Genomic DNA, 21,690 nt, shown 5'->3' on the forward strand with positions numbered 1-21,690 from the left:
ATCTCCATGCAGGGCGAGCGCCGTGCCCGCCCCGCCTATTCCCTGGAAGAGAGCATGAGCGCGGGCAAGCCCCGACGGGGGCGATTGCTGTGCATGAAACGGCCGCGCTCTGCCCATCGCTCACAGCTGGTCCAGCGCCTGCGCCATGTCCGCGATGATGTCGTCGATATGCTCGATGCCGACGGAGACACGCACGACGTCCGGACCGGCGCCGGCCAGCACCAGCTCGTCATCGGAAAGTTGGCTGTGCGTCGTCGAGGCGGGGTGGATGATGAGCGAGCGCGTGTCGCCGATATTGGCGAGGTGGCTGAAGAGCTTCACCGAGGAAACCAGCCTCACGCCCGCCTCGCGCCCGCCCTTGAGGCCGAAGGTGAAGACCGCGCCGCCCTTGCCGCCCATGTAGCGCTGCGCCAGCGCATGATAGCGGTCTTCGGGCAGGCCGGCATAGGACACCCAGTCCACCTTGGGATGGGTGCGCAGCCACTGCGCGAGCATGAGGGCATTGCTGCAATGCCGCTCCATGCGCAGGGGCAGCGTCTCCATGCCGGTGAGCACGAGGAAAGCGTTCATCGGCGCCAGCGTCGGCCCCAGATCGCGCAGGCCCAGCGCCCGGCAAGCGAGGATGAAAGCGATGTTGCCGAACGCCTCGGTGAAGCGCTTGCCGTGATAGCTCGGATTGGGCTCGCTGAGATATGGATATTTGCCGTTCTTCGCCCAGTCGAACCGGCCCGCGTCCACGATCACCCCGGCAAGCGAATTGCCATGGCCGCCCAGGAACTTGGTCGCGGAATGGACAACGATGTCCGCGCCATATTCGATCGGGCGGCACAGCATCGGCGTGGCCAGCGTGTTGTCGACAATGAGCGGTACGCCGGCCCGCGTGCGCGATGCGGGCAATGGCCTCGATATCCTGCACGACACCGCCCGGATTGGCGAGGCTCTCGATGAAGACCGCCCGGGTCTTGTCCGTGATGGCGGCAGCGACATTGTCTGGCTCGTCCGCGTCGACGAACGTCGAATCCCAGCTCATCTTGCGGAAGCTATGGCCGATCTGATTGAGCGAGCCGCCATAGAGCTTCTTCGCCGCCACGATGTGGCAGCCCGGCTCCATCAGCGTGTGGAAGGCGAGGAACTGCGCGGCATGGCCCGATGCCGTAGCCAGCGCCGCCGCGCCGCCTTCCATCGCCGCGATCTTGCCCTCGAACGCCCCGGTCGTGGGGTTCATCAGGCGCGTGTAGATGTTGCCGAACTCGTTGAGGCCGAACAGCGCCGCGGCATGCTCCGGGCTGTCGAACACATAGGATGTGGTCTGATAGATCGGCGTGATGCGTGCCTTTGTCGTCGGGTCCGGCTCGGTCCCGGCATGGATGGCGAGTGTCTCGATATGGTCGGTCATCGGCAATCACTTCTCCTCATGTCTGGTCGCTCTTTGGCCGATCAGACCGATTCCGGCGAGGGCATATTATGCCCGAGCAGGCGCAGCACGTCCTCGACGGAATCGAGCACATTGGTACCGGGGCCGTAGATCCCCTGCACGCCCGCTGCCCGCAACGCCTCATAATCCTGCGGCGGAATGACGCCGCCCACGATCACCCTGATGTCCGCCCGCCCCGCCTCGCGAAGCCGGTCGATCAGTTCCGGGATCAGCGTCTTGTGCCCCGCGGCGAGGCTGGACGCGCCCACCACATCCACATCCTTCTCCAGCGCCAGTGCCGCTGTCTCTTCCGGCGTCTGGAACAGCGGGCCGCTGGTCACCTCGAAGCCCAGATCACCAAAGGCCGAGGCAATCACATTCGCGCCGCGATCATGCCCGTCCTGCCCCATCTTGGCGACGAGGATGCGCGGCTTGCGGCCAAGTCGCCGCTCCACGGCCTGCACGCCATCGACGACATTCGCCCAGCGCTCGTCCTCGTGGTAAGGCGCGGCATAGACGCCTTTGACCGGCTGGGGGACCGTAGCGTAGCGCCCGAACGCCTCTTCCATCGCCGAGGAAATCTCGCCCAGCGTGGCGCGGGCCCGCGCCGCTTCCACCGCGAGGGCAAGGAGATTGCCCGTGCCCGCCGCGCCGGCCTTCAGCGCCGCGAGCGCCGCCCCGCACGCCGCCTCGTCGCGCTGTGCCTTCACCTGCCGGATGCGCGCGACCTGCGCGTCCCGCACGGCGTGATTGTCCACTTCCAGGATCTCGATGGGCGCCTCGCCCGGCAGGCGATATCTGTTGACGCCCACGATCACATCCTCGCCCCGGTCGACCCGCGCCTGGCGGGCGGCGGCGGCTTCCTCGATCATCGCCTTGGGCCAGCCGGCGGCCACGGCCTGCGCCATGCCGCCTTCCGCCTCCACCCGGTCGATGATCGCCTGCGCGGCTTCGGCCAGCTCATGCGTGAGCGCCTCGACATAATAGCTGCCGCCGAGCGGATCGACGACCTTCGTCATCCCCGTTTCCTCCTGCAGCACGATCTGCGTGTTGCGGGCGATGCGGGCGGAAAAGTCCGTCGGCAGCGCGATGGCCTCGTCGAGCGCATTGGTGTGCAACGACTGGGTGCCGCCCAGCATTGCCGCCATGGCCTCGATGGTCGTGCGGATGACGTTGTTGTACGGGTCCTGCTCGGTCAGCGAGACGCCGGACGTCTGGCAATGCGTGCGCAGCATCTTCGAGCGCTCGTCCTGCGCGCCGAGCGTCGTCATCGCCCGGTGCCAGAGCAGCCGCGCCGCGCGCAGCTTGGCGACTTCCATGAAGAAATTCATGCCGATGGCGAAGAAGAAACTCAGGCGCCCCGCGAAACGGTCGATATCCAGTCCGGATGCCACGCCATATTTCACATATTCGATGCCGTCCGCGATGGTGAAGGCCAGCTCCTGCACCGCCGTCGCCCCGGCTTCCTGCATATGGTAGCCGGAGATGGAGATGCTGTTGAAGCGGGGCATGTGGTCTGCCGTATAGGCGAAGATGTCCGAGATGATCCGCATGCTGGGCGCGGGCGGATAGATATAGGTGTTGCGGACCATGAACTCCTTGAGGATGTCGTTCTGGATGGTCCCTTCCAGCGTCTCCTGAGCGACGCCCTTCTCCTGCGCCGCGACGATGAAGAAAGCGAGGACCGGGATCACCGCGCCGTTCATGGTCATGGAGACGGACATCTGGTCGAGCGGGATGCCGTCGAACAGGATTTTCATGTCCTCGACGGTGTCGATCGCTACGCCGGCCTTGCCGACATCGCCCGTCACGCGCGGATGATCGCTGTCATAGCCGCGATGGGTGGCGAGATCGAAGGCGACGGACAGCCCCTTCTGCCCGGCCGCGAGATTGCGCTTGTAGAAGGCGTTGGATTCCTCGGCGGTCGAGAAGCCGGCATATTGGCGGATCGTCCAGGGCCGCCCCGCATACATGGAGGCACGCACGCCGCGCGTGAACGGCGCGAAGCCCGGCAGGCCGGGGTCCAGCCCTTCGGTGTCCGCCGGCGTGTAGAGCGGGCGAACGTCAATGCCTTCAGGCGTGTGCCAGGCGAGATCGCGCCCCTTCACTTCCTGCGCAGCGCGCTGCTGCCAGTCCTCGAGCGTAGGCCGGTCGCTCATCATTCGCCCCGAAAAATCGGCGCGCGCTTCTCGACGAAGGCGGCGACACCTTCGCGGAAATCCTCGGTGCGCCCTGCAGCGCTCTGGTTCGCTGCTTCCACCGTCATGGTCTCGGGCAGCGTATGGGTCAGCGCTGCGGCCACCTGCTTGCGGATCAGGCCGATGGCCACGCCCGGCCCCCGGGCAAGACGATGCGCGATCGCATTCGCCTCGCTCGCCAGTGCCTCGTCATCGAAGACCCGCGCGACCAGCCCGGCATCCACCGCGTCCTGCGCGCCCATCTGCTCGCCCAGCAGCGCCATCTCCAGCGCCTTGGCCCGGCCGGCGCTCTTGGCGACCAGCCATGTCGCGCCGGCATCCGGCACCAGCCCGATATTGACGAAGCCAAGCTGGAGATAGGCCGAGCGCGCGATGAGGGCGATGTCCGCCGCCAGCGCCAGCGCCACGCCCGCGCCCACCGCGGGACCGTTGATGGCGCTCACCACCGGGATATCCAGCCCGGCAAGGCGCAGGAACAGGGGATGATAATAAGTCGCCAGCGTCTCGCCCAGATCGCGCACCACGCCGCCGCTGCCCGCCAGATCCGCTCCGGCACAGAAGGCGCGGCCAGCGCCGGTGAGGAGCACCGCGCGGGCCCCGGCCGCCACGCCATCGTCCAGCGCATGCGTCAAGGCCGCGAGCAATTCGGTGGAAAGGGCATTGAGCCGCTCCGGCCGGTTGAGCGTCAGCGTCAGGACGCCTTCCTGCAGGGAAGAGATGAGGATCTGGGTCAATGTCCCGCTCCCTTGGGGGTTTCCATGATCTCGGTCAACACGCCGCCCATGTCCCGGGGATGGACGAAGAAGACCAGCGTGCCGTGCGCGCCAAGGCGCGGCTCGCCCAGCACCCGCTTGCCCTGCCGCTCGAACCAGTCCTTCGCGGCCGCTATGTCCGGCACTTCGAACGCGAGATGATGCTGCCCGCCCTGCGGGTTCTTCGCGAGGAACGCCGCGATAGGCGAGGTCTCCCCAAGGGGCTCCAGCAGTTCGATCTGCGTGCCCGCCGTGCTGTCCGCCCCGGGCGTCTCGACGAAGCAGACGCGCACGCCCTGCCCGGCCATGTCGAACGGCTCGCGGATGATCTGCGCGCCCATGATGTCCCGCCAGAAGGCGATCGCCCTCTCCAGTGACGGCGTTGCCACGCCGACATGATTGAGGCGCCCCAGCTTCATCAGAGCAGTTCCACCGCCATTGCCGTCGCCTCGCCGCCGCCAATGCACAGCGACGCGATGCCGCGCCGCCCGCCGGTGCGCTCCAGTGCGGACAGCAGGGTCGCCACGATGCGCGCGCCGGATGCGCCGACCGGATGGCCGAGCGCCGTCGCCCCGCCATGGATGTTCACTTTCCCGTGCGGGATGGAGAGGTCATGCATCGCCGCCATGGTGACGACCGCGAATGCCTCGTTGATCTCGAACAGATCGACATCCTCGACGCGCCAGCCGGTCTTCGCCAGCAGCTTCTCGATCGCACCGACAGGGGCCGTGGTGAAGTGCGCGGGCAGCCGGGCATGCGCCGTATGGGCGACGATCCGCGCGACCGGGCGCACGCCGTTGGCCGCTACCCAGCCCTCGCCCGCCAGCACCAGGGCGGCCGCGCCGTCCGAAATGGAGCTGGCATTGGCGGCAGTGATCGTGCCGTCCTTTGCAAATGCCGGCCGCAGGCTCGGGATCTTCGCGGGATCGCCCTTCAATGGCTGCTCGTCCTGCGCGATGGTTTGCGAGCCCTTGCGGCTTGTCACCTCGACCGGGACGATTTCCTTTTCGAACCAGCCGTCTGCCTGTGCCCTCTGCGCCCGCGTCAGGGATTCGATCGCATAGGCATCCTGCGCCTCGCGGGTGAACTGATAATCGCGCGCCGTGCCCTCGGCGAAGACGCCCATCGCCTTGCCCGGCTCATAGGCATCCTCCAGCCCATCGAGCATCATGTGGTCATAAATGACATCATGGCCGATGCGGGCACCCGCCCGGTGCTTCTTCATGAGATAGGGCGCGTTGGACATGCTCTCCATGCCACCCGCGACGATCAGCTCGGCCGACCCTGCCGCGATGGCGTCCGCCGCCATCATCGCCGCCTTCATGCCGCTGCCGCACATCTTGTTGATGGTGGTCGCCTCGACATGATCGGGCAGCCCTGCTCCGCGCGCGGCCTGGCGCGCCGGCGCCTGCCCGAGCCCGGCCGGCAGCACGCAGCCCATATAGCAGCGCTCGACCGCCGCCGGATCAACACCCGCGCGCTCGACCGCGGCCCTGACGGCGGCCGTGCCGAGCTCCGTCGCGCTGGCGCCGGAAAGACTGCCCTGGAAGCCGCCCATCGGCGTGCGGGCATAAGAGAGAATGAGCGTGGCGTTCGTCGTCATGTCCGGAAATCCATCATTCAACCAGCGCCCTCCCTGCAAAACGGGGAAAGACGAACTGGTACGGAAACATCAAATCAGCAGGCCCATGCACAGGAGTCTGGTCCATGGCGGCGGCCGCTCATCACAGCGGAATATTATCATGCTTCTTCCACGGGTTATCGAGCTGCTTGTTGCGCAGCTTCCGCAGCCCGAGCGCGACGCGCCGCCGCGTGGAATGGGGCATGATGACCTCGTCGATGAAGCCCTTGGACGCGGCGACGAAGGGATTGGCGAAGCGATCCTCATATTCCTTGGTGCGCGCGGCGATCTTCTCGGGGTCGCCGATATCCTTGCGGAAGATGATCTCCACCGCGCCCTTGGCGCCCATCACCGCGATCTCGGCGGTCGGCCAGGCATAATTGAGGTCGCCGCGCAGATGCTTGGAGGCCATCACGTCATAGGCGCCGCCATAGGCCTTGCGCGTGATAACGGTAATCTTTGGCACCGTCGCCTCGGCATAAGCGAAGAGCAGCTTGGCGCCATGCTTGATGATGCCCGCATGCTCCTGCGCCGTGCCGGGCAGGAAGCCGGGCACATCGACGAAAGTGAGGATCGGGATCTCGAACGCGTCGCAGAAGCGCACGAAGCGCGCGGCCTTCTTCGACGAATTGATGTCGAGCACGCCGGCGAGGACCATCGGCTGGTTCGCGACCACGCCGACCGTGCGCCCCTCGATCCGCCCGAAACCGCAGATGATGTTCGCCGCATGGGCCGGCTGGATTTCGAAGAAATCGCCTTCGTCCAGCGTCTTGCGGATGACCTCGTGCATGTCATAGGGCTGGTTGGCGCTCGCCGGGATGAGCGTATCCAGCCCCGGCTCCTCGCGATCCCAGGGGTCAGCGGTGGGACGATCGGGCACGGGATCGCGATTGTTCGCGGGAAGAAAGTCCACGAAGTCGCGCGCCGCCAGCAACGCCTCGATGTCATTCTCGAAAGCGACGTCGGCAACGCCCGACTTCGTGGTGTGAGTCACGGCGCCCCCGAGTTCCTCCTGCGAAACCATTTCGTTCGTGACGGTTTTCACGACATCGGGGCCGGTGACGAACATGTAGCTCGAATGTTTCACCATGAAGATGAAGTCGGTCATGGCCGGGGAATAGACCGCGCCACCGGCACAGGGGCCCATCACCAGACTGATCTGCGGGACCACGCCGGACGCCAGCACGTTGCGCTGAAACACCTCGGCATAGCCGCCCAGTGACGCCACCCCTTCCTGGATGCGGGCGCCGCCACTGTCGTTGAGGCCGATCACCGGGGCGCCGACCTTCATCGCCATGTCCATGATCTTGCAGATCTTCTGGGCATGCCGCTCGGAGAGCGATCCGCCGAACACCGTGAAATCCTGGCTGAAGACGAAGACCAGCCGGCCATTGATCGTGCCCGAGCCCGTGACCACGCCGTCGCCGGGCATGCGCTGCGCATCCATGCCGAAATCGGTGCAGTTATGCTCGACATACATGTCGAGTTCCTCGAACGAGCCTTCGTCCAGCAGCACATCGAGCCGTTCACGCGCCGTCAGCTTGCCCTTGGCATGCTGCGCGGCGATGCGCGCCTCGCCGCCGCCAAGCTTTGCCGCGGCGCGCTTGGCCTCAAGCTGCTCGATGATGGGCAGATCGGACACGGGCTCTCCATCCTGCGAAACTGACTGTTTGCGAAACGCGCCGGTGCCTGAATATGGCCCCGGCAGGGCTTTGTCACGCGTAGCGCTTTGCAAACTTGCGGAGTTGCGAAGCGTCGCTTTGCGGATTAGGCAACGCGCATGTCCCGCGGCACCCGCCTCTTCGTCGGCCAGAAGGTCCGGCAGCTTCGCCTCGACAATCGCATGGACCAGAAGGCCATGGCGCGTCTGCTCGACATCTCCGTCTCCTATCTTTCGCAGCTCGAGAACAACGACCGCCCCCTCACCGCCAAGGTGAAGGCCGCGCTCGCGAGCGCCTTCCCTCTGGACTGGTCCGCGTTTGACGAGCGGCAGGAGGAGCAGTTGCTGGGGGCCTTCAACTGGGCGCTCGCCAATCCCGGCCTCGGCTCGCCGCCGCCCGATCCGGAACGCGCCGAGCGGCTGCATCTCCATTATCCCGACTTCGCGGCGCGCTATGTCGAGCTGCACCATGCGTTGCGCCAGACGCAGGAACGGCTGGCGATGATGGAAGAAGCCATCGCGTCCGACGCCGCGCCGGCCCGCGCGCGCGCCCTGGGAGACGGTGCGCGACTGGTTCCACGAGTCAGGCAATTACATTCATGCGCTCGATGTCGCGGCAGAGGACCTCTGCGCGCGGCTGGGCCTTGGCGGGCCGGACAATGAAGCGCGGCTGCTGCGCGCGCTGGAGGAGCGGCACCAGTGCCGCGTCAGTCCCAGCGAAAGCGACCGCACCATGCTGCGCCGCTATGATGCCGCCGGGCGGCAGCTCAGCATCAATGCCGCCCTGCCCCTCCCCAGTCGCGCCTTCCAGATCGCCAACCAGCTGATGCAGTTCGAGCTGGGCGGAGACATGGCGACGATCATGGCCGAGGCCCAGCTTGGCGATCCGGTGGCGGACCAGCTCCTCCTGCTCGGTCTCGCCAATTATGCCGCTGGCGGGCTGCTGATGCCTTATGGCCTTTTCCGCCAGTCCGCCCGGTCCCTGCGCCACGATATCGATCCGCTCGCCCGCCAGTTCGGCGTGAGCTTCGAGCAGGCCTGCCACCGACTCTCGACACTCCAGCGGCCGGGGCAGCGCGGCATTCCCTTCTTCTTCTGCCGGGTCGACATGGCTGGCAACATCACCAAGCGCCACAGCGCCACGCGCCTGCAATTCGCCCGGTTCGGCGGCGCCTGCCCGCTCTGGGGTGTGCATGAGGCCGTGGCGATCCCCGACCGGATCATCGTGCAGCTCGCCGAGATGCCGGACGGAATGCGCTATGTCTCGATGGCGCGGGGTCTCGTGAAGCCCTCGGGCAGCTATGCTCGCGCGCCGCGGCGCTATGCCGTGGTGCTTGGCTGCGAGATCGAGCATGCCGGCAACTTCATCTATGCCGATGGCCTGCGCCTCACCGACGAGGCCGCCGCCACGCCCATCGGCATGTCCTGCCGCCTCTGCCCGCGCGAAGGCTGCGACCAGCGCGCCTTCCCCCCGCTCGACCGGCCGATCCACATCGAGCGCGATCATCGCGGCATCGTGCCTTACGGCATCGGGTGAGCGCGAGGGGTAGCGCCCTCAGCGCATCAGGACGAGTTCTTCGGCCATGCTGGGATGCAGCGCCACCGTGGCATCGAAATCCGCCTTGGTGAGGCCGGCCTTTACCGCGATGGCGGCGGCCTGCAGGATCTCGGGCGCATCGGGCGAAAGCATGTGGATGCCGACGACCTGGTCCGTCAGGCCATTGCAGACCAGCTTGTAGAGGCTGCGCTCGTTGCGATTGGCCAGCGTATTCTTCATCGGCCGGAAATCGGACGTATAGACCTTCACATTGCCGAGCTTGTTGCGCGCCTCGCCTTCCGTCATCCCCACCGCGCCGATCGGCGGGTGGCTGAACACGGCGGAGGGAATGCAGTCATAATCCACCGTGCGCGGATTGCCGCCGAACACCGTGTCCGCAAAGGCATGACCCTCGCGGATCGCCACGGGCGTGAGCTGCACGCGGTTGGTGACGTCCCCCACGGCATAGATGCTCTCGACATTGGTGCGGCTGTGCGCATCTACCTTGATCGCGCCCTTCTCGATCTCGACGCCGGCATTCTCCAGCCCGAGCCCGTCGATCTTCGGATTGCGCCCGGTGGCGAAAAGCACGAGATCCGTCTCGATGGGCGCGCCGCCGGTGATGAAGACCTTGAGCGAGCCGTCTTCCTGCTTCTCGATCCTCTCCAGCGGCGCGTTGAAGCGGAACTGGATGCCCTTGGACATGCTGATCTGCAGCAGCCGGTCACGGATCTGCTCGTCATAGCCGCGCAGGATCTGGTCGCCGCGCAGCACCAGCGTCACCTCGCAGGCGAATTCGTGGAAGATGCCGGCAAATTCATTGGCGATATAGCCGCCGCCGAAAATGGCGACCCGGCGCGGCATCTTCTCGAGGTGGAAGACTTCGTTCGAGGTAATGCCCAGCTCCGCGCCGGGCACGTCCGGCACGTTCGGCCAGGCACCGGTGGCGACGAGGATATATTTCGCCTTCACCAGCCTGCCGCTGGCAAGGCGGACCTCATGCGGGCCCTCAATGGTGGCGCGTTCGTGGAACGTGGTGACCTTGTTGTTGTCCAGAGTCTGCTGATACAGCCCCTCCAGCCGCGACACTTCCCCGATGACGTTGTCGCGCAGCGTCGGCCAGTCGAAGGCGCAATCCGGCACATTCCAGCCGAAGCGGCGTGCGTCCTTCAAATCCTCGGCGAAATGCGCGCCATAGACGAGCAGCTTCTTGGGCACGCAGCCCCGGATGACACAGGTACCGCCGACCTTGTATTCCTCCGCCACCGCCACGCGCGCGCCATGCCCGGCCGCCACGCGCGAGGCCCGGACGCCCCCCGAGCCTGCGCCGATCACGAACAGGTCGAAATCATAGTCGTCGCTCATGGGATATCCTCACCGGGCTGATTATCGGTCACGCGCATATGGGCAGGCACAAGCGGTGGCGCAAAGCAATTTTGCTTGCGAGGTTGATAGTGTCCGGCAGGAACCACCACCCTCGCCGCGCCTTGCCCTATCCCAGCGCGCGTTCGATCAGCGCCATCGTGCTGGGATCGAAGCCCTGTGCGCCTTCCTGCTCGATGCTCCGGGCGATCTCCTTGCCCAGTTCCACGCCGAACTGATCGAAGCTGTTGATCTCCATCAGCACGCCATTGGCAAAGGTGCGGTGCTCGTAGAAGGCGATCAGCGCACCCAGGGAATGGGGCGTGAGCGCATCGATGAGGATCGTCGTCGAGGGACGATTGCCGGGATAGGCCCGGGCGGGATCGGCGGCATTCTCGCGCCCCTGCATCAGCGCCGCGCCCTGCGCGAAGCAGTTGACCAGCAAGGTCTGGTGGTGGGCGGGATCGAGATCGTCGCCCGCTTCCGTGACCGCCACGAACTCGACCGGCACGACATGCGTGCCCTGATGGAGAAGCTGGAACACCGCGTGCTGGGCATCGGTGCCCACGCCGCCCCAGGTGATGGCCGCCGTCGGCCCGTCCACCGGCGTGCCGTCCGCCTTCACGGACTTGCCGTTGCTTTCCATCTCCAGCTGCTGGAGATAGTCGGGCAGCAGGCGCAGGCGCTCGTCATAAGCGAAGACGGCGCGGGTCTGGCAGCCCATGACGCGCGCATAATATTGATCGACGAAGGCCGCGCGCAACGGCGCGTTTTCCAGAGGGCCGGCATGGCGGAAATGCCGGTCCATGGCGGCGGCGCCTTCCAGCAGCGCCTCGAACCCGTCCCAGCCCAGTGCCAGCGCGGCGGGAAAGCCGATGGACGACCAGAGCGAATAGCGCCCGCCCACGCTCTCGGAAAAGCCGAGAATGCGCGTCTCGTCCACGCCCCATTCAATCGCCTTGTCCGGCGCGGCGGTGAGCGCGACCACCTGTCCATAAGGGTCTTCCACGCCCGCGCGTGTCATCCAGTCGATGGCACTCGCCGCGTTGAGCATCGTTTCGGTGGTGGTGAAGGTCTTGGATGCGATGACGAGCAGGGTGCAGGCCGGATCGAAGCGGGCCATCGCTTCTTCCAGCGCCACCCCGTCGACATTGGACACGATGGCGACGTCATAGCGGTCCGCGCTGCGAGCCAGCGCATCGACGAGCAGATCCGGCCCGAGCGCCGATCCGCCGATGCCGACATGGAGGATGTGGCGAATCTCGCCCAGCGCACCGGCCTCGATCGCATCGATGAGCGTGCGCATGCGGGCCTTGTGCTCGCGCGCCGCTTCCACGCTCGCCGCCTTGCCTTCCCCGCGCTCGGCGCTGTGCTCGACCGCGCGCCCTTCGGTGACGTTGATCGCCTCGCCATTGAACATCGCCGCGCGCCGGCCGGAAAAATCGACGGCCTCGGCAAGCTCCGCGAACAGCGCGAGCGCCTCGCCCGTCAGATGCGTCTTGGAGAAATCGAAGCGCAGCGCCCCTTCCTCCACGACATGCGCGGCCAGCCGCCCGGGATCCGCCTCGAAAAGCGCCCGCAGGTCGGGGACATCAAGGGCTTTGAGGGCGTTCCAGCAAGCAGCAATGCGATCAGTCTCAGCCATGCGTTCCTTCTTTCCCCACGGGTTTCACGGGCGGGCATATCCAATCGCAGGCCCCATTGCACCCCCTCAGGCCGGTCGCGCAAACGCAGTCCGTCCGATGCCCGGCGCTTGACGCCGCACGCATGGGCCCGCAAAGACGGCGAACGGGCCGCCCGGCCCCGGCCAATTCCAGGAAAGCGCGCGTTCCATGTCCCAGAAATCCGAAACGCGGGATCTCCTGACGTTTCTGCTCAAGCTGGCGCTGGTCGTTCTGCTGATCCGCTCGCTGCTCGTCGCGCCGTTCAACATCCCGTCCGAATCGATGCAGCCCCGCCTGCTGATCGGGGATTATCTGCTCGTCTCGAAATGGCCTTATGGCTATTCGCGCTACAGCTTCCCCTTCCATCCCGACCTGTTCGAAGGCCGCATCATGGGCAGCGACCCCGAGCGCGGCGATGTCGTGGTGTTCGCATCGCCCCGCAACCCGCGCGAGGACTGGATCAAGCGCGTGATCGGTCTGCCGGGCGACACGGTCCAGGTGCGCGAAGGCACGGTCTATCTCAATGGCCAGCCCGTCCCTCGGCGCCGCGTGGACGACCTCGTCATCCCGGTGACGGCCAACATGACCAGCGCAGCGCGCAACGAGCGGGCGCTCTCGCCCTGCTTCCGCTCCGATTTCGAGTTCACCGACCCCAAGGGGGAGGCATTCTGCCGCTATCCGCGCTTCCGCGAGACGCTGCCCAACGGCAAGAGCTACGAAGTGCTGGACCTGATCGACAGCGCGGCCGACAATACCGGCGTCTATGTGGTTCCGGAGGACCATGTGTTCGTCATGGGTGACAATCGCGATCGCAGCGCGGACAGCCGCATCCCGCAGGAAGAAGGCGGCGTGGGCGCCTTGCCGATCGACCATCTGATCGGCCGCGCGATGGTCAGCTTCTTCTCCACTGACGGGTCGGCGAACCTGCTGCTCCCCTGGACCTGGCTCACCGCCGCCCGGGCCGAACGCATCGGCGAGGGTTTTTGAGCGGCGCCGCGCCAGACGCATGGCTTGCCGGCCTCATTGGCCGCGAGCCGCGCGACAAGGCGCTGTATGAGCAGGCGCTCACCCATGGCAGCGCCAGCGCCGATCATTATGAGCGGCTGGAATTCCTCGGCGACCGGGTGCTAGGCCTCGTCATGGCGGACTGGCTTTACCAGCGCTTCCCGCAGGAAAAGGAAGGACAGCTTTCCCGCCGCTTCAACCATCTGGTCGCCGGCGGCACCTGCGCCCGGGTGGCCCGGGCGATCGGCGTGCGCACGCATCTGCGCCTCGGCAAGCAAGCACGCGACGATGGCGCGGTGGACAGCGACAATGTGCTTGGCGACGTGATGGAAGCGCTCATCGGCGCGCTGTATCTCGATGCCGGCATGGACGCGGCGACCGGCTTCGTGCGGCGGCTGTGGGAAGGCGAGCTGGACAGTCAGGCCAGCGCGCCCAAGCACCCCAAGTCCGCGCTCCAGGAATGGGCCGCCGCGAACCATCGCCGGCCCCCGGAATACAGCCTCGTCGAGCGCAGCGGACCCCAGCATGCATTGCGCTTCACGGTCAGCGTCACCATCAAGGGCGCTGGCGAGGCGCGCGGAGAAGGCCATTCCAAGCAGGAAGCGGAAACCGCTGCTGCCACGGCGCTGCTGACGAAATTGTCGGGATGAAGCCCTCGGCGCTTCGACCGGCCGAACAGGAACGCGGAACCCGGACATCCCGGCGGTTCCGGACGAACGGAGACATTATTGAACGCGAATGAAAAGCCCCAGCATTGCGGCGTGATTGCCGTCGTGGGTGCGCCCAATGCGGGCAAGTCGACGCTGGTGAATGCGCTGGTGGGGCAGAAGGTGGCGATCACCAGCCCCAAGGCACAGACGACGCGCACACGCGTGCTGGGCATCGCCATCGAGGACCAGACCCAGCTCGTGCTGGTGGACACGCCCGGCATCTTCCAGCCTTCCCGGCGACTCGACCGCGCCATGGTGCAGGCGGCATGGGGCGGCACGCAGGATGCGGACCTGATCGCGCTCGTCGTCGACGGACGTGCCGGGCTTGGCCCCAAGATGGAGCCGATCCTCGAAGGTCTGGCAACGCGCCCCGAGGCGAAGTGGCTCATCCTCAACAAGGTCGACATCGCCGCCAAGGACAAGCTGCTCGCGCTGACCAGCAAGCTGCACGAGCGCGTGCCCTTCGCCGAAATCTTCTTCGTGAGCGCGGCAACCGGTGACGGCCTGCCCGAACTGCGCACCGCGATGATGGCGGCGATGCCCGAAGGTCCCTGGCATTTCCCCGCCGATCAGGTGTCGGACGCGACCGACCGCCTCCTCGCCACGGAGATCACCCGCGAGCAGCTTTATCACCAGTTGCATGACGAGCTGCCCTATCAGAGCGCGGTGGAAACCGAGCAATATAAGGAGCGGGAGGACGGATCAGTCGAGATCCACCAGCAGATCCTCGTCGCGCGTCCCACGCAGCGCGGGATCATCCTGGGCAAGGGCGGGCAGCGGCTGAAGGAGATCGGCTCAAAGGCCCGTGCCGAGCTTGCCGCCCTGCTCGGCTGCAAGGTGCATCTCTACCTGCACGTCAAGGTGAAGGAAGGCTGGGACGAGGACCGCCAGGTGTGGCGCGACATCGGTATGGACTGGGTGGAGTAAGGCCGGCCGGTCACCGGCTGTAGGCATAGGGTCCGCCCTTCTCCAGCGCCGTCCGATAAGCCGGCCGGGCATGCACCTTGTCCAGCCACGCGATAATATTCGGTCGCGCCTCGCCAAGCCCGCCGCGCGCACGGGCGGCTTCCAGCGGAAAGCTCATCATGACGTCGGCGCCACTGATCTGCTCGCCGGCGAACCAGGGACGCTGCGCAAGCTCGGCTTCGATATAGTCCAGATGCACGTCGATCATTGGCTGGATGCGGCGCATCGCGATCCTGCCCATGATCGGCACGCGGCTGAGCACCAGCTTCACCAGCAGCGGGGGCATCACCGATCCTTCCGCATAATGCAGGAACATCCGGTAGCGCAGCGCCGCGTCCCGCCCAGCCGGCGGCCCGAACCGCCCGTCGGCCTTCTCGACCAGATACTCCACGATAGCGCCGCTCTCGGCAATCACGCGCCCCTCATCCTCGATCACCGGCGCCTTGCCGAGTGGATGGACGCGCCGCAGCTCGGGCGGCGCGAAGAGCGTGGCGGGATCGCGCTGGTAGCGCCGGATCTCATAAGGCAGACCCAGTTCCTCCAGCAGCCACAGCACACGCTGCGAGCGGGAATTGTCGAGATGGTGGACGATGATCATGGCGACCTTTCCGAAAGCGCGATCCAGCGCGCCGTCTGATTTCCCCTCGCACCCGTGCATACAACGCGCGAGGCGGCGCGCCTATCCGCCTCCACGACAGGATGACCAGGGGCGCTTCCTGGAAGTTCCGCTCCGATAGACAAAATCAACGTCAGCGCTTGACCCCATGCCGCCCAGCAGGCAGCACGCCGCCTGTAGCGTCCGAACACATCCAGATCGATTTGCACGCAGTCAGGAGAGAAGCATGAGCAATCGCCGCATGGTCACGATCGCGCCCACCGGGGGCACGACCTTCAAGAGCGCCAATCCGGCGCTGCCGACCCAGCCGCAGGAAATCGCCGACGACGTCTATGCCTGCTACAAGGCCGGCGCCGCCATCGCCGCGATCCACGCGCGCCGGCCGGACGACGAGGCGACCTGCAATCCGGCGATCTATCGTGACATCAATGACCGCATCCGTGCGAAGTGCGACATCATCCTCAACAACTCCACCGGCGGCGGCAACAGCGGCGACATGCTGATCGAGCGGCCCGACGGCATGTTCGAGAACAGCTTCGAGGAGCGATTGAAGGGTACCGAGGGCGGCGCGGAAATGTGCACGTTCGACGGCGTGACCGTGGTCGACACGATCAGCGGCAAGGATGTGCTCGTCATCACCCCGCCCTCGCGCTGCGAGACGCTGGTCAAGGCCATGGTCGACAAGGGCATCAAGCCGGAGTGGGAAGTCTTCTCGCCCGAGCACATCCTGCAGGACGTCACGCGCCTGATTCAGAAAGGCTATGACAAGCCGCCTTATTACATCAACATCGTGCTGGGCGGCGAGAAGGGCTTTCAGGGCGCCATGCCCTACACGCCCGACATTCTCGATTTCATGGTGAAATGCCTGCCGCCCCAGTCGATCTGGTGCATTTCCGGCATCGGACCGGCGCAGCTCCCGGCCACCACGCAGGCGCTGCTGCTCGGCGGCCATGTCCGCGTCGGCCTGGAAGACAATCATTATTATTCGCGCGGCGTGAAGGCGACCAATCTCATGCTGATCGAGCGGCAGGTCCGCATCATGGCCGAGATGGGCTACGAGCCCATGTCCGCTGCGGAATCGCGCGAACTGCTCGGCCTGAATCCGGTCTGAGGACGCCCCGCCCCGCCGGACCGGGCGTAGCGCCGGTTCTGCGGGGATTGCGGGGCGCATGATCGTTCCCCCCCGTAGCGCGCAACTGGCCGGGATTTGACTTGCCGCCCCGGCCATCTGATACCGGCAGGCGCAGCCCCGTGCCGACTGGGAGAGCGCTCCGTGAGGAACCATGATGCGATGTCCGCCATCAGCGGCCTCGCCACAGAATTCGCCAATGTTGCCCGCCTCTTCGCGCAGGCGGCCGATCTGCGCGCGGCGCAAGGCGCCCCCGAAGAGGTCGAGACCCTGCGCCGGTCCAGCGCGCTCAGGCAGCGCATCGCGGACAGGTTGCTCGCCGCCAGCGATAGCGCGCAAGGGCCAGCCGGCGGATCATGGCTTCCCACGCCCGAAGAGATCGAATTCGGCATCAAGGCGCGCCTGATGGGCGGCCGCGGCACCAGCGCGCTCGACGCCGCCGACCAGCAGCTCTTCGCACGGATCGACGATCTCCTGACCCATGGCGCGCCCTCGCGCGACACGCGAGAGACAGTGGAGGCCGCCAGGGAAATGTTGTCGACGGATTCGCGCGCCATTGCGAAGCCATCCGGCTTGCCGCATCAACCGGGCTGACGCTCGCGAGCAGGGAAAGGGAAGCATGGCCGACGCTGCCGGATATGGACTGGAACAGGCGGTCGTGCTGCTCGGCGCAGCCGTCGCGGCCGTGCCTCTCTTCCGCAAGCTCGGCCTGGGCTCGGTGCTGGGCTATCTTGCCGCCGGGCTCATCATTGGCCCCTTCGGCCTGCGTCTGGTGAGCGACGCCGAGACGCTGCTCCACATCTCGGAGCTCGGCGTCGTCATGTTCCTCTTCATCATCGGCCTCGAGATGCGGCCAAGGAAGCTGTGGAACCTGCGGCGGCAGATCTTCGGCCTCGGCGCGGCGCAAGTGCTGACTTGCGGGGCGCTGCTGACTCTGCTCGGCATGGCCGCCGGCGGCCTTCCTCCCGCCGTTGCGGCAGCGGCCGCCATGGGCTTCGTGCTCTCCTCGACCGCCGTCATCATGCAGATGCTGGAGGAAGCGGGCGACACCGCCACGGAGGAAGGGCAGAAAGCGATCTCGATCCTGCTGCTGGAAGATCTGGCGATCGTCCCGCTGCTGGCGCTCGTGGCGCTCTGGGCCGCGTTCAACGGGCACGGCACGAGCGACGCGGCGCCGGTATGGCAAAGCATCGGCATCGCGCTCGCCGCGCTGGCTGTGCTGATCGCGGCCGGCATCTGGCTGCTCGACCCGCTGTTCGGGCTCATCGCCCGGTCCGGTGCCCGGGAAGTCCTGACGGCTGCGGCTCTTCTCATCGTCCTGGGATCGGCGCTGTTCATGCAGTCGGCCGGCCTCTCGATGGCGATGGGCGCTTTCCTCGCGGGCGTCCTGCTCTCGGAATCGAGCTATCGCCACCAGCTCGAGGCGGACATCGAGCCGTTTCGCGGCATCCTGCTCGGGCTTTTCTTCATCAGCGTGGGCATGTCGCTCGATCTTGCCACCGTCGTGCGGGAATGGCCGTTCGTCATTGCCGGCGTGCTGGGCTTCATGGCCCTCAAGGGCGCAGGCATCTATGTCATCGCGCGCCTTTCCGGCTCCGTGCATCATGCGGCGCTGCATCGCGCGGCGCTGTTCGCGCAGGGCGGCGAATTCGCTTTCGTCCTCTATGCGGCGGCGCTGGGCGTCGGCCTGTTCGATGCCCGGGTCGCGGCGATCATGGCGGCCATCGTCATCCTTTCGATGGCACTGACGCCGCTCGTGCTGATCGCGCAGCGCCGGCTGGTCCGCGACGCACCCGTCTCGCTGGATGGGGTAGACGCGGCGGACGGCCTGCGGGGCCAGGTGCTGTGCATCGGCTTCGGCCGCTTCGGCCAGATCGTCAGCCAGACCCTGCTGGCGCGGCGCGTGGAAATGGCGGTAATCGAGAATGACGTGGAGATGATCCACGCGGCGGGCAATTTCGGCTTCAAGGTCCATTATGGCGACGGTACGCGGCTGGACGTGCTCCACGCCTCCGGGGCCGGACGCGTCGACGCCATTCTGGTGTGCGTGGACAAGCCCGAAGCGGCGGACAGGATCGTCGAGCTGTGCCGATCCGAATTTCCGCATGCCCGGCTGTTCGTGCGATCCTTCGATCGCGGGCACGCTCTGCGCCTCATCCAGGCGGGCGTCACGTTCCAGATCCGCGAGACATTCGAGTCCGCCCTGCTCTTTGGCCATGAAGTGCTGAAGGATCTCGGCTTCGACGAAAGCGAAGCCGACGATGCGGTCGACGACGTGCGGGATCGCGACGATCAGCGAGTGAAGCTCGAACTGGTCGGCGGCATCGCGGCGGGGCGCAAGCTGCTGCGAAACAACATGACGACGCCCGAGCCAGAGCCGTTCTTCCCGCGCGCGCGGTCCGGCGAGGACACACCGGCCGCGCCACAAGCCGCGCTCGAACGGGACTAGCGGTCGGTGCCGGCGCCGGACCTGCCTCCAGCGCCGGCCTTGTTCAGGTCTTCCCTCGTCAGGCGGCCTTGACCGTAGCGCGCTGGCCCGGCCTCGCCTCAGGGACCTGCGTCGTCTCGATCTCGCGGGAAATCTCGGTCACGACCTGCGAACCGGCCTCGACGCTTTTCCGGGCTTCCTGCGAATAATCGTCCGAGGCGCGCTTGAAGAAGTTCGAAACGATCCCCGGCACGTCCGTCATGTCTTCCGTTTTGCTGAGCTGCTCCAGAAGCTCCATGTCGCGCTCGCAGCGCAGCGTCAGGAAGCTCAGCCATTCCTTCTGCTGCTGAAGCGCGATGTGGGCGAGGGATGCCTGCATCCGGGGCAGCGTGAAGGCGAAGCGCCGAACCTGCGGCAGCATGGCTTCCACGGCGGAAAAATCGGGATTGAACGAAACGCTGCTGACCATCTCAGTCTCCTTGGTGAACGTGGCTGGCAAGCGGCGGCATGTCACCGCCTCGAAAGCGACCGATCCCGGCGTCGCGGGTGCGGTTCTCTTGTTGTGTCCGTGGCCACGCTCGACAGGACATTTCCTGGCAGCAGGAGCTCTCTCCCGAGGGCGCCCTGCCCTTCCGTGGTCACCGGCAACCATTTCGGGCGGGCCTCAGGCCATGCGCCCTGCGAGGGAGGCCTTGAGGCCTCCGCATTGTTTGAGCCGCAAGATGGCAGAGGCGTCCTTGGGTCCATATCCGCAATTCTACTGAGGTGGGCATGGTTCCGTTATGGCTGGACAGCCGGACGGAAAGCCTGTCGATTCATACGGTAAGGGCTTTTACCGATATGATTCGCATGAGGTTTGCAAGATGGCGACACTCATGAACGCACCGCTGACTGCCAACGCCGACCAGGGGCACGACCCGCTGGATGGACTGGCGGAGACCATGGACCGCGCGTCCTTCGCCGCCATTGCGCAGATGACGCACGGGCTCTCGCCTGCGACGCTGGTGCAGGCCTTTTCCGACTGGGCGATGCATCTCGCTGTTTCCCCCGGCAAGCGTGCGCAGCTCGCGGCAAAGGCGGTGCGCAAGAACCTCCGCCTCGCCGAGCATCTGACGGACGGCAAGCCGGCCATTCTCCCGCTCCCGCAGGACCACCGCTTCGACGATCCTGCCTGGCAGGCGCAGCCCTGGTCGCTGCTCTCCCAGGCCTTCCTGCTCAATCAGCAATGGTGGCATGCCGCCACCACCGGCGTGATGGGCGTGACGGCGCATCATGAGGCGATCGTCGAGTTCGTCGCGCGGCAGATGCTCGACATGATGGCGCCCTCCAATTTCCTGCTCACCAATCCGGTGCTCCAGCAGCGCATCGCCGACACGGGCGGACAGTGCCTGGTCGAAGGCGCACACCTGCTGTTCGAGGACATGGTGAATGCCATGCGCGGCGATCCCTCGCCGGGCAGCGACGGCTTCATCACGGGCGAGACTGTGGCCGTGACGCCCGGCAAGGTCGTGTATCGCAACCGGCTGATGGAACTGATCCAGTATGCGCCGACGACGGGCACCGTGCGCCCCGAGCCGGTGCTCATCATCCCGGCCTGGATCATGAAATATTATATTCTCGACCTCTCGCCGGAGAACTCGCTGATCCGCTGGCTGGTCGGCCAAGGCTACACCGTCTTCGCGATCTCCTGGCACAATCCCGAAAGCGCGGACCGGGATCTCGACATGGACGCCTATCGCCGGCTCGGCCCGCTGGCCGCGCTGGATGCGATCGGCGCGATCACGGGCGCCGCGAAAACCCACGCGCTCGGCTATTGCCTCGGCGGCACGTTGCTCGCCGTCACGGCGGCGGCCATGGCGCGCGACGGGGACGAGCGGCTCGCCAGCCTCACGCTACTGGCCGCGCAGACGGATTTCTCCGAGCCCGGCGAACTCGGCCTGTTTATCGACGAGGCGCAGATCAACCTGCTGGAAAGCCTGATGTGGAGCCGCGGCTATCTGGACAGCAGCCAGATGGGCGGCGCGTTCCAGCTCCTGCGCTCGAACGATCTCATCTGGTCGCGCGTGCTGAACACTTATCTGATGGGCAAGCGCGAGCCGCTGAACGACCTCATGGCCTGGAATGCGGACGGGACGCGCATGCCCTATGCCATGCACAGCGGTTATCTGCGCAGCTTCTTCCTGGAGGATTCGCTCGCCGAGGGGCAATATGAAGTGGATGGACGCGCGATCAGCCTGACAGCCCTGCGCGCGCCGATGTTCGTCGTGGGCACGGAGCGGGATCATGTCGCGCCCTGGCGATCGGTGTACAAGATCCACGGGCTGACCCCGTCCGACATCAGCTTCGTGCTCACCAGCGGCGGGCACAATGCCGGCATCGTATCCGAACCCGGCCATCCGGGGCGGCACTTCCGCATGATCGAGCGGCCGGCGCAGGCGCATTCCCTCTCCCCCGACGAGTGGCTGGCGAGCGCGCCCGGTCATGACGGCTCATGGTGGCTCGCATGGGGCGACTGGCTGGGTACGCATTCGGGCGAGCCCGTGTCCCCGCCGCCGATGGGCGCGGCGGACAAGGGCTATCCCCCGCTGGGCGATGCGCCCGGCCTTTATGTCCTGGAGCGATGATCCC

Annotated in this window: 16 protein-coding genes and 2 pseudogenes; 8 read left to right on the plus strand and 10 right to left on the minus strand. The window is 66.3% G+C overall.

What is annotated here, in order from left to right:
* Positions 1-120: 120 nt before the first annotated feature.
* The 6 genes and pseudogenes from HNP60_RS11605 to HNP60_RS11630 all read right to left on the minus strand — a co-directional run bounded on the left by HNP60_RS11605 (position 121) and on the right by HNP60_RS11630 (position 7,627).
* Positions 121-1,396, minus strand: a pseudogene (locus tag HNP60_RS11605) (O-acetylhomoserine aminocarboxypropyltransferase).
* Between the two features lie 41 nt (positions 1,397-1,437).
* On the minus strand, positions 1,438-3,573 hold the full coding sequence (gene scpA, locus HNP60_RS11610) for a methylmalonyl-CoA mutase (RefSeq protein WP_184153831.1): 2,136 nt from the start codon (positions 3,571-3,573) through the stop codon (positions 1,438-1,440).
* Positions 3,573-4,346, minus strand: coding sequence for an enoyl-CoA hydratase-related protein (locus tag HNP60_RS11615; protein ID WP_184153834.1), 774 nt, complete (start codon positions 4,344-4,346; stop codon positions 3,573-3,575). Before HNP60_RS11615 ends, scpA begins: the two co-directional genes overlap by 1 nt.
* Entirely contained in the window at positions 4,343-4,783 is a 441-nt protein-coding gene (gene mce / locus HNP60_RS11620; protein ID WP_184153836.1) for a methylmalonyl-CoA epimerase, read from the minus strand. The genes HNP60_RS11615 and mce overlap by 4 nt, the downstream gene beginning before the upstream one ends.
* A complete protein-coding gene (locus HNP60_RS11625) occupies positions 4,783-5,967 on the minus strand; it encodes an acetyl-CoA C-acyltransferase (protein ID WP_184153839.1) in 1,185 nt (394 codons plus the stop codon). Before HNP60_RS11625 ends, mce begins: the two co-directional genes overlap by 1 nt.
* 121 nt (positions 5,968-6,088) lie before the next feature.
* Entirely contained in the window at positions 6,089-7,627 is a 1,539-nt protein-coding gene (locus HNP60_RS11630; RefSeq protein ID WP_184153842.1) for a carboxyl transferase domain-containing protein, read from the minus strand.
* Positions 7,628-7,765: 138 nt separating this feature from the next.
* Here HNP60_RS11630 and HNP60_RS11635 point away from each other — a divergent pair.
* Positions 7,766-9,182 (plus strand): annotated as a pseudogene (locus tag HNP60_RS11635) (helix-turn-helix domain-containing protein).
* 18 nt (positions 9,183-9,200) lie between these two features.
* Here the strand turns inward: HNP60_RS11635 and gorA are convergent.
* Both gorA and pgi read right to left on the minus strand, forming a co-directional pair.
* Positions 9,201-10,547 carry a glutathione-disulfide reductase gene (gene gorA / locus HNP60_RS11640; RefSeq protein WP_184153845.1) on the minus strand — a complete coding sequence of 449 codons (1,347 nt, stop codon included), beginning with the start codon at positions 10,545-10,547 and terminating at the stop codon, positions 9,201-9,203.
* A gap of 127 nt (positions 10,548-10,674) precedes the next feature.
* Positions 10,675-12,189: a glucose-6-phosphate isomerase gene (gene pgi, locus HNP60_RS11645; RefSeq protein ID WP_184153848.1), complete on the minus strand. Its 1,515-nt coding sequence runs from the start codon at positions 12,187-12,189 to the stop codon at positions 10,675-10,677.
* Positions 12,190-12,376: 187 nt separating this feature from the next.
* On the opposite strand from pgi, the gene lepB reads away from it, so the two are divergent.
* From lepB to era, 3 genes are all read left to right on the plus strand, one after another.
* Positions 12,377-13,195: a signal peptidase I gene (gene lepB, locus HNP60_RS11650; protein WP_184153851.1), complete on the plus strand. Its 819-nt coding sequence runs from the start codon at positions 12,377-12,379 to the stop codon at positions 13,193-13,195.
* A complete protein-coding gene (rnc, locus tag HNP60_RS11655; RefSeq protein WP_184153854.1) occupies positions 13,192-13,863 on the plus strand; it encodes a ribonuclease III in 672 nt (223 codons plus the stop codon). Before lepB ends, rnc begins: the two co-directional genes overlap by 4 nt.
* 78 nt (positions 13,864-13,941) lie before the next feature.
* A complete protein-coding gene (gene era, locus HNP60_RS11660) occupies positions 13,942-14,850 on the plus strand; it encodes a GTPase Era (RefSeq protein WP_184153857.1) in 909 nt (302 codons plus the stop codon).
* A gap of 10 nt (positions 14,851-14,860) precedes the next feature.
* Here the strand turns inward: era and HNP60_RS11665 are convergent, their stop codons facing one another.
* Positions 14,861-15,487 (minus strand): glutathione S-transferase family protein, encoded by a 627-nt coding sequence (locus HNP60_RS11665; RefSeq protein ID WP_184153860.1) that lies wholly within the window; start codon positions 15,485-15,487, stop codon positions 14,861-14,863.
* 244 nt (positions 15,488-15,731) lie between these two features.
* Between HNP60_RS11665 and HNP60_RS11670 the strand changes: the two genes are divergently transcribed.
* The 3 genes from HNP60_RS11670 to HNP60_RS11680 all read left to right on the plus strand — a co-directional run bounded on the left by HNP60_RS11670 (position 15,732) and on the right by HNP60_RS11680 (position 19,083).
* Entirely contained in the window at positions 15,732-16,616 is an 885-nt protein-coding gene (locus tag HNP60_RS11670) for a beta-keto acid cleavage family enzyme (RefSeq protein WP_014076802.1), read from the plus strand.
* A 162-nt stretch (positions 16,617-16,778) separates the two neighbouring features.
* Positions 16,779-17,228 carry a hypothetical protein gene (locus HNP60_RS11675; protein WP_184153863.1) on the plus strand — a complete coding sequence of 150 codons (450 nt, stop codon included), beginning with the start codon at positions 16,779-16,781 and terminating at the stop codon, positions 17,226-17,228.
* Positions 17,229-17,253: 25 nt separating this feature from the next.
* On the plus strand, positions 17,254-19,083 hold the full coding sequence (locus tag HNP60_RS11680; protein WP_184153866.1) for a monovalent cation:proton antiporter-2 (CPA2) family protein: 1,830 nt from the start codon (positions 17,254-17,256) through the stop codon (positions 19,081-19,083).
* A gap of 58 nt (positions 19,084-19,141) precedes the next feature.
* Here the strand turns inward: HNP60_RS11680 and HNP60_RS11685 are convergent, their stop codons facing one another.
* Positions 19,142-19,531 (minus strand): phasin family protein, encoded by a 390-nt coding sequence (locus HNP60_RS11685; protein ID WP_184153870.1) that lies wholly within the window; start codon positions 19,529-19,531, stop codon positions 19,142-19,144.
* A gap of 406 nt (positions 19,532-19,937) precedes the next feature.
* On the opposite strand from HNP60_RS11685, the gene HNP60_RS11690 reads away from it, so the two are divergent.
* Positions 19,938-21,686: a PHA/PHB synthase family protein gene (locus HNP60_RS11690; RefSeq protein WP_260394852.1), complete on the plus strand. Its 1,749-nt coding sequence runs from the start codon at positions 19,938-19,940 to the stop codon at positions 21,684-21,686.
* Positions 21,687-21,690 lie beyond the last annotated feature (4 nt).

The organism is Sphingobium lignivorans (assembly GCF_014203955.1).
Classification (GTDB): Bacteria; Pseudomonadota; Alphaproteobacteria; order Sphingomonadales; family Sphingomonadaceae; genus Sphingobium; species Sphingobium lignivorans.

Coding starts and splice junctions, on each gene's coding strand:
- scpA (WP_184153831.1), bottom strand. CDS start 3,573: ATGAGCGACCGGCCTACGCTCGAGGACTGGCAGCAGCGCGCTGCGCAG.
- mce (WP_184153836.1), bottom strand. CDS start 4,783: ATGAAGCTGGGGCGCCTCAATCATGTCGGCGTGGCAACGCCGTCACTG.
- HNP60_RS11625 (WP_184153839.1), bottom strand. CDS start 5,967: ATGACGACGAACGCCACGCTCATTCTCTCTTATGCCCGCACGCCGATG.
- gorA (WP_184153845.1), bottom strand. CDS start 10,547: ATGAGCGACGACTATGATTTCGACCTGTTCGTGATCGGCGCAGGCTCG.
- pgi (WP_184153848.1), bottom strand. CDS start 12,189: ATGGCTGAGACTGATCGCATTGCTGCTTGCTGGAACGCCCTCAAAGCC.
- lepB (WP_184153851.1), top strand. CDS start 12,377: ATGTCCCAGAAATCCGAAACGCGGGATCTCCTGACGTTTCTGCTCAAG.
- HNP60_RS11665 (WP_184153860.1), bottom strand. CDS start 15,487: ATGATCATCGTCCACCATCTCGACAATTCCCGCTCGCAGCGTGTGCTG.
- HNP60_RS11670 (WP_014076802.1), top strand. CDS start 15,732: ATGAGCAATCGCCGCATGGTCACGATCGCGCCCACCGGGGGCACGACC.
- HNP60_RS11680 (WP_184153866.1), top strand. CDS start 17,254: ATGGCCGACGCTGCCGGATATGGACTGGAACAGGCGGTCGTGCTGCTC.
- HNP60_RS11685 (WP_184153870.1), bottom strand. CDS start 19,531: ATGGTCAGCAGCGTTTCGTTCAATCCCGATTTTTCCGCCGTGGAAGCC.
- HNP60_RS11690 (WP_260394852.1), top strand. CDS start 19,938: ATGAACGCACCGCTGACTGCCAACGCCGACCAGGGGCACGACCCGCTG.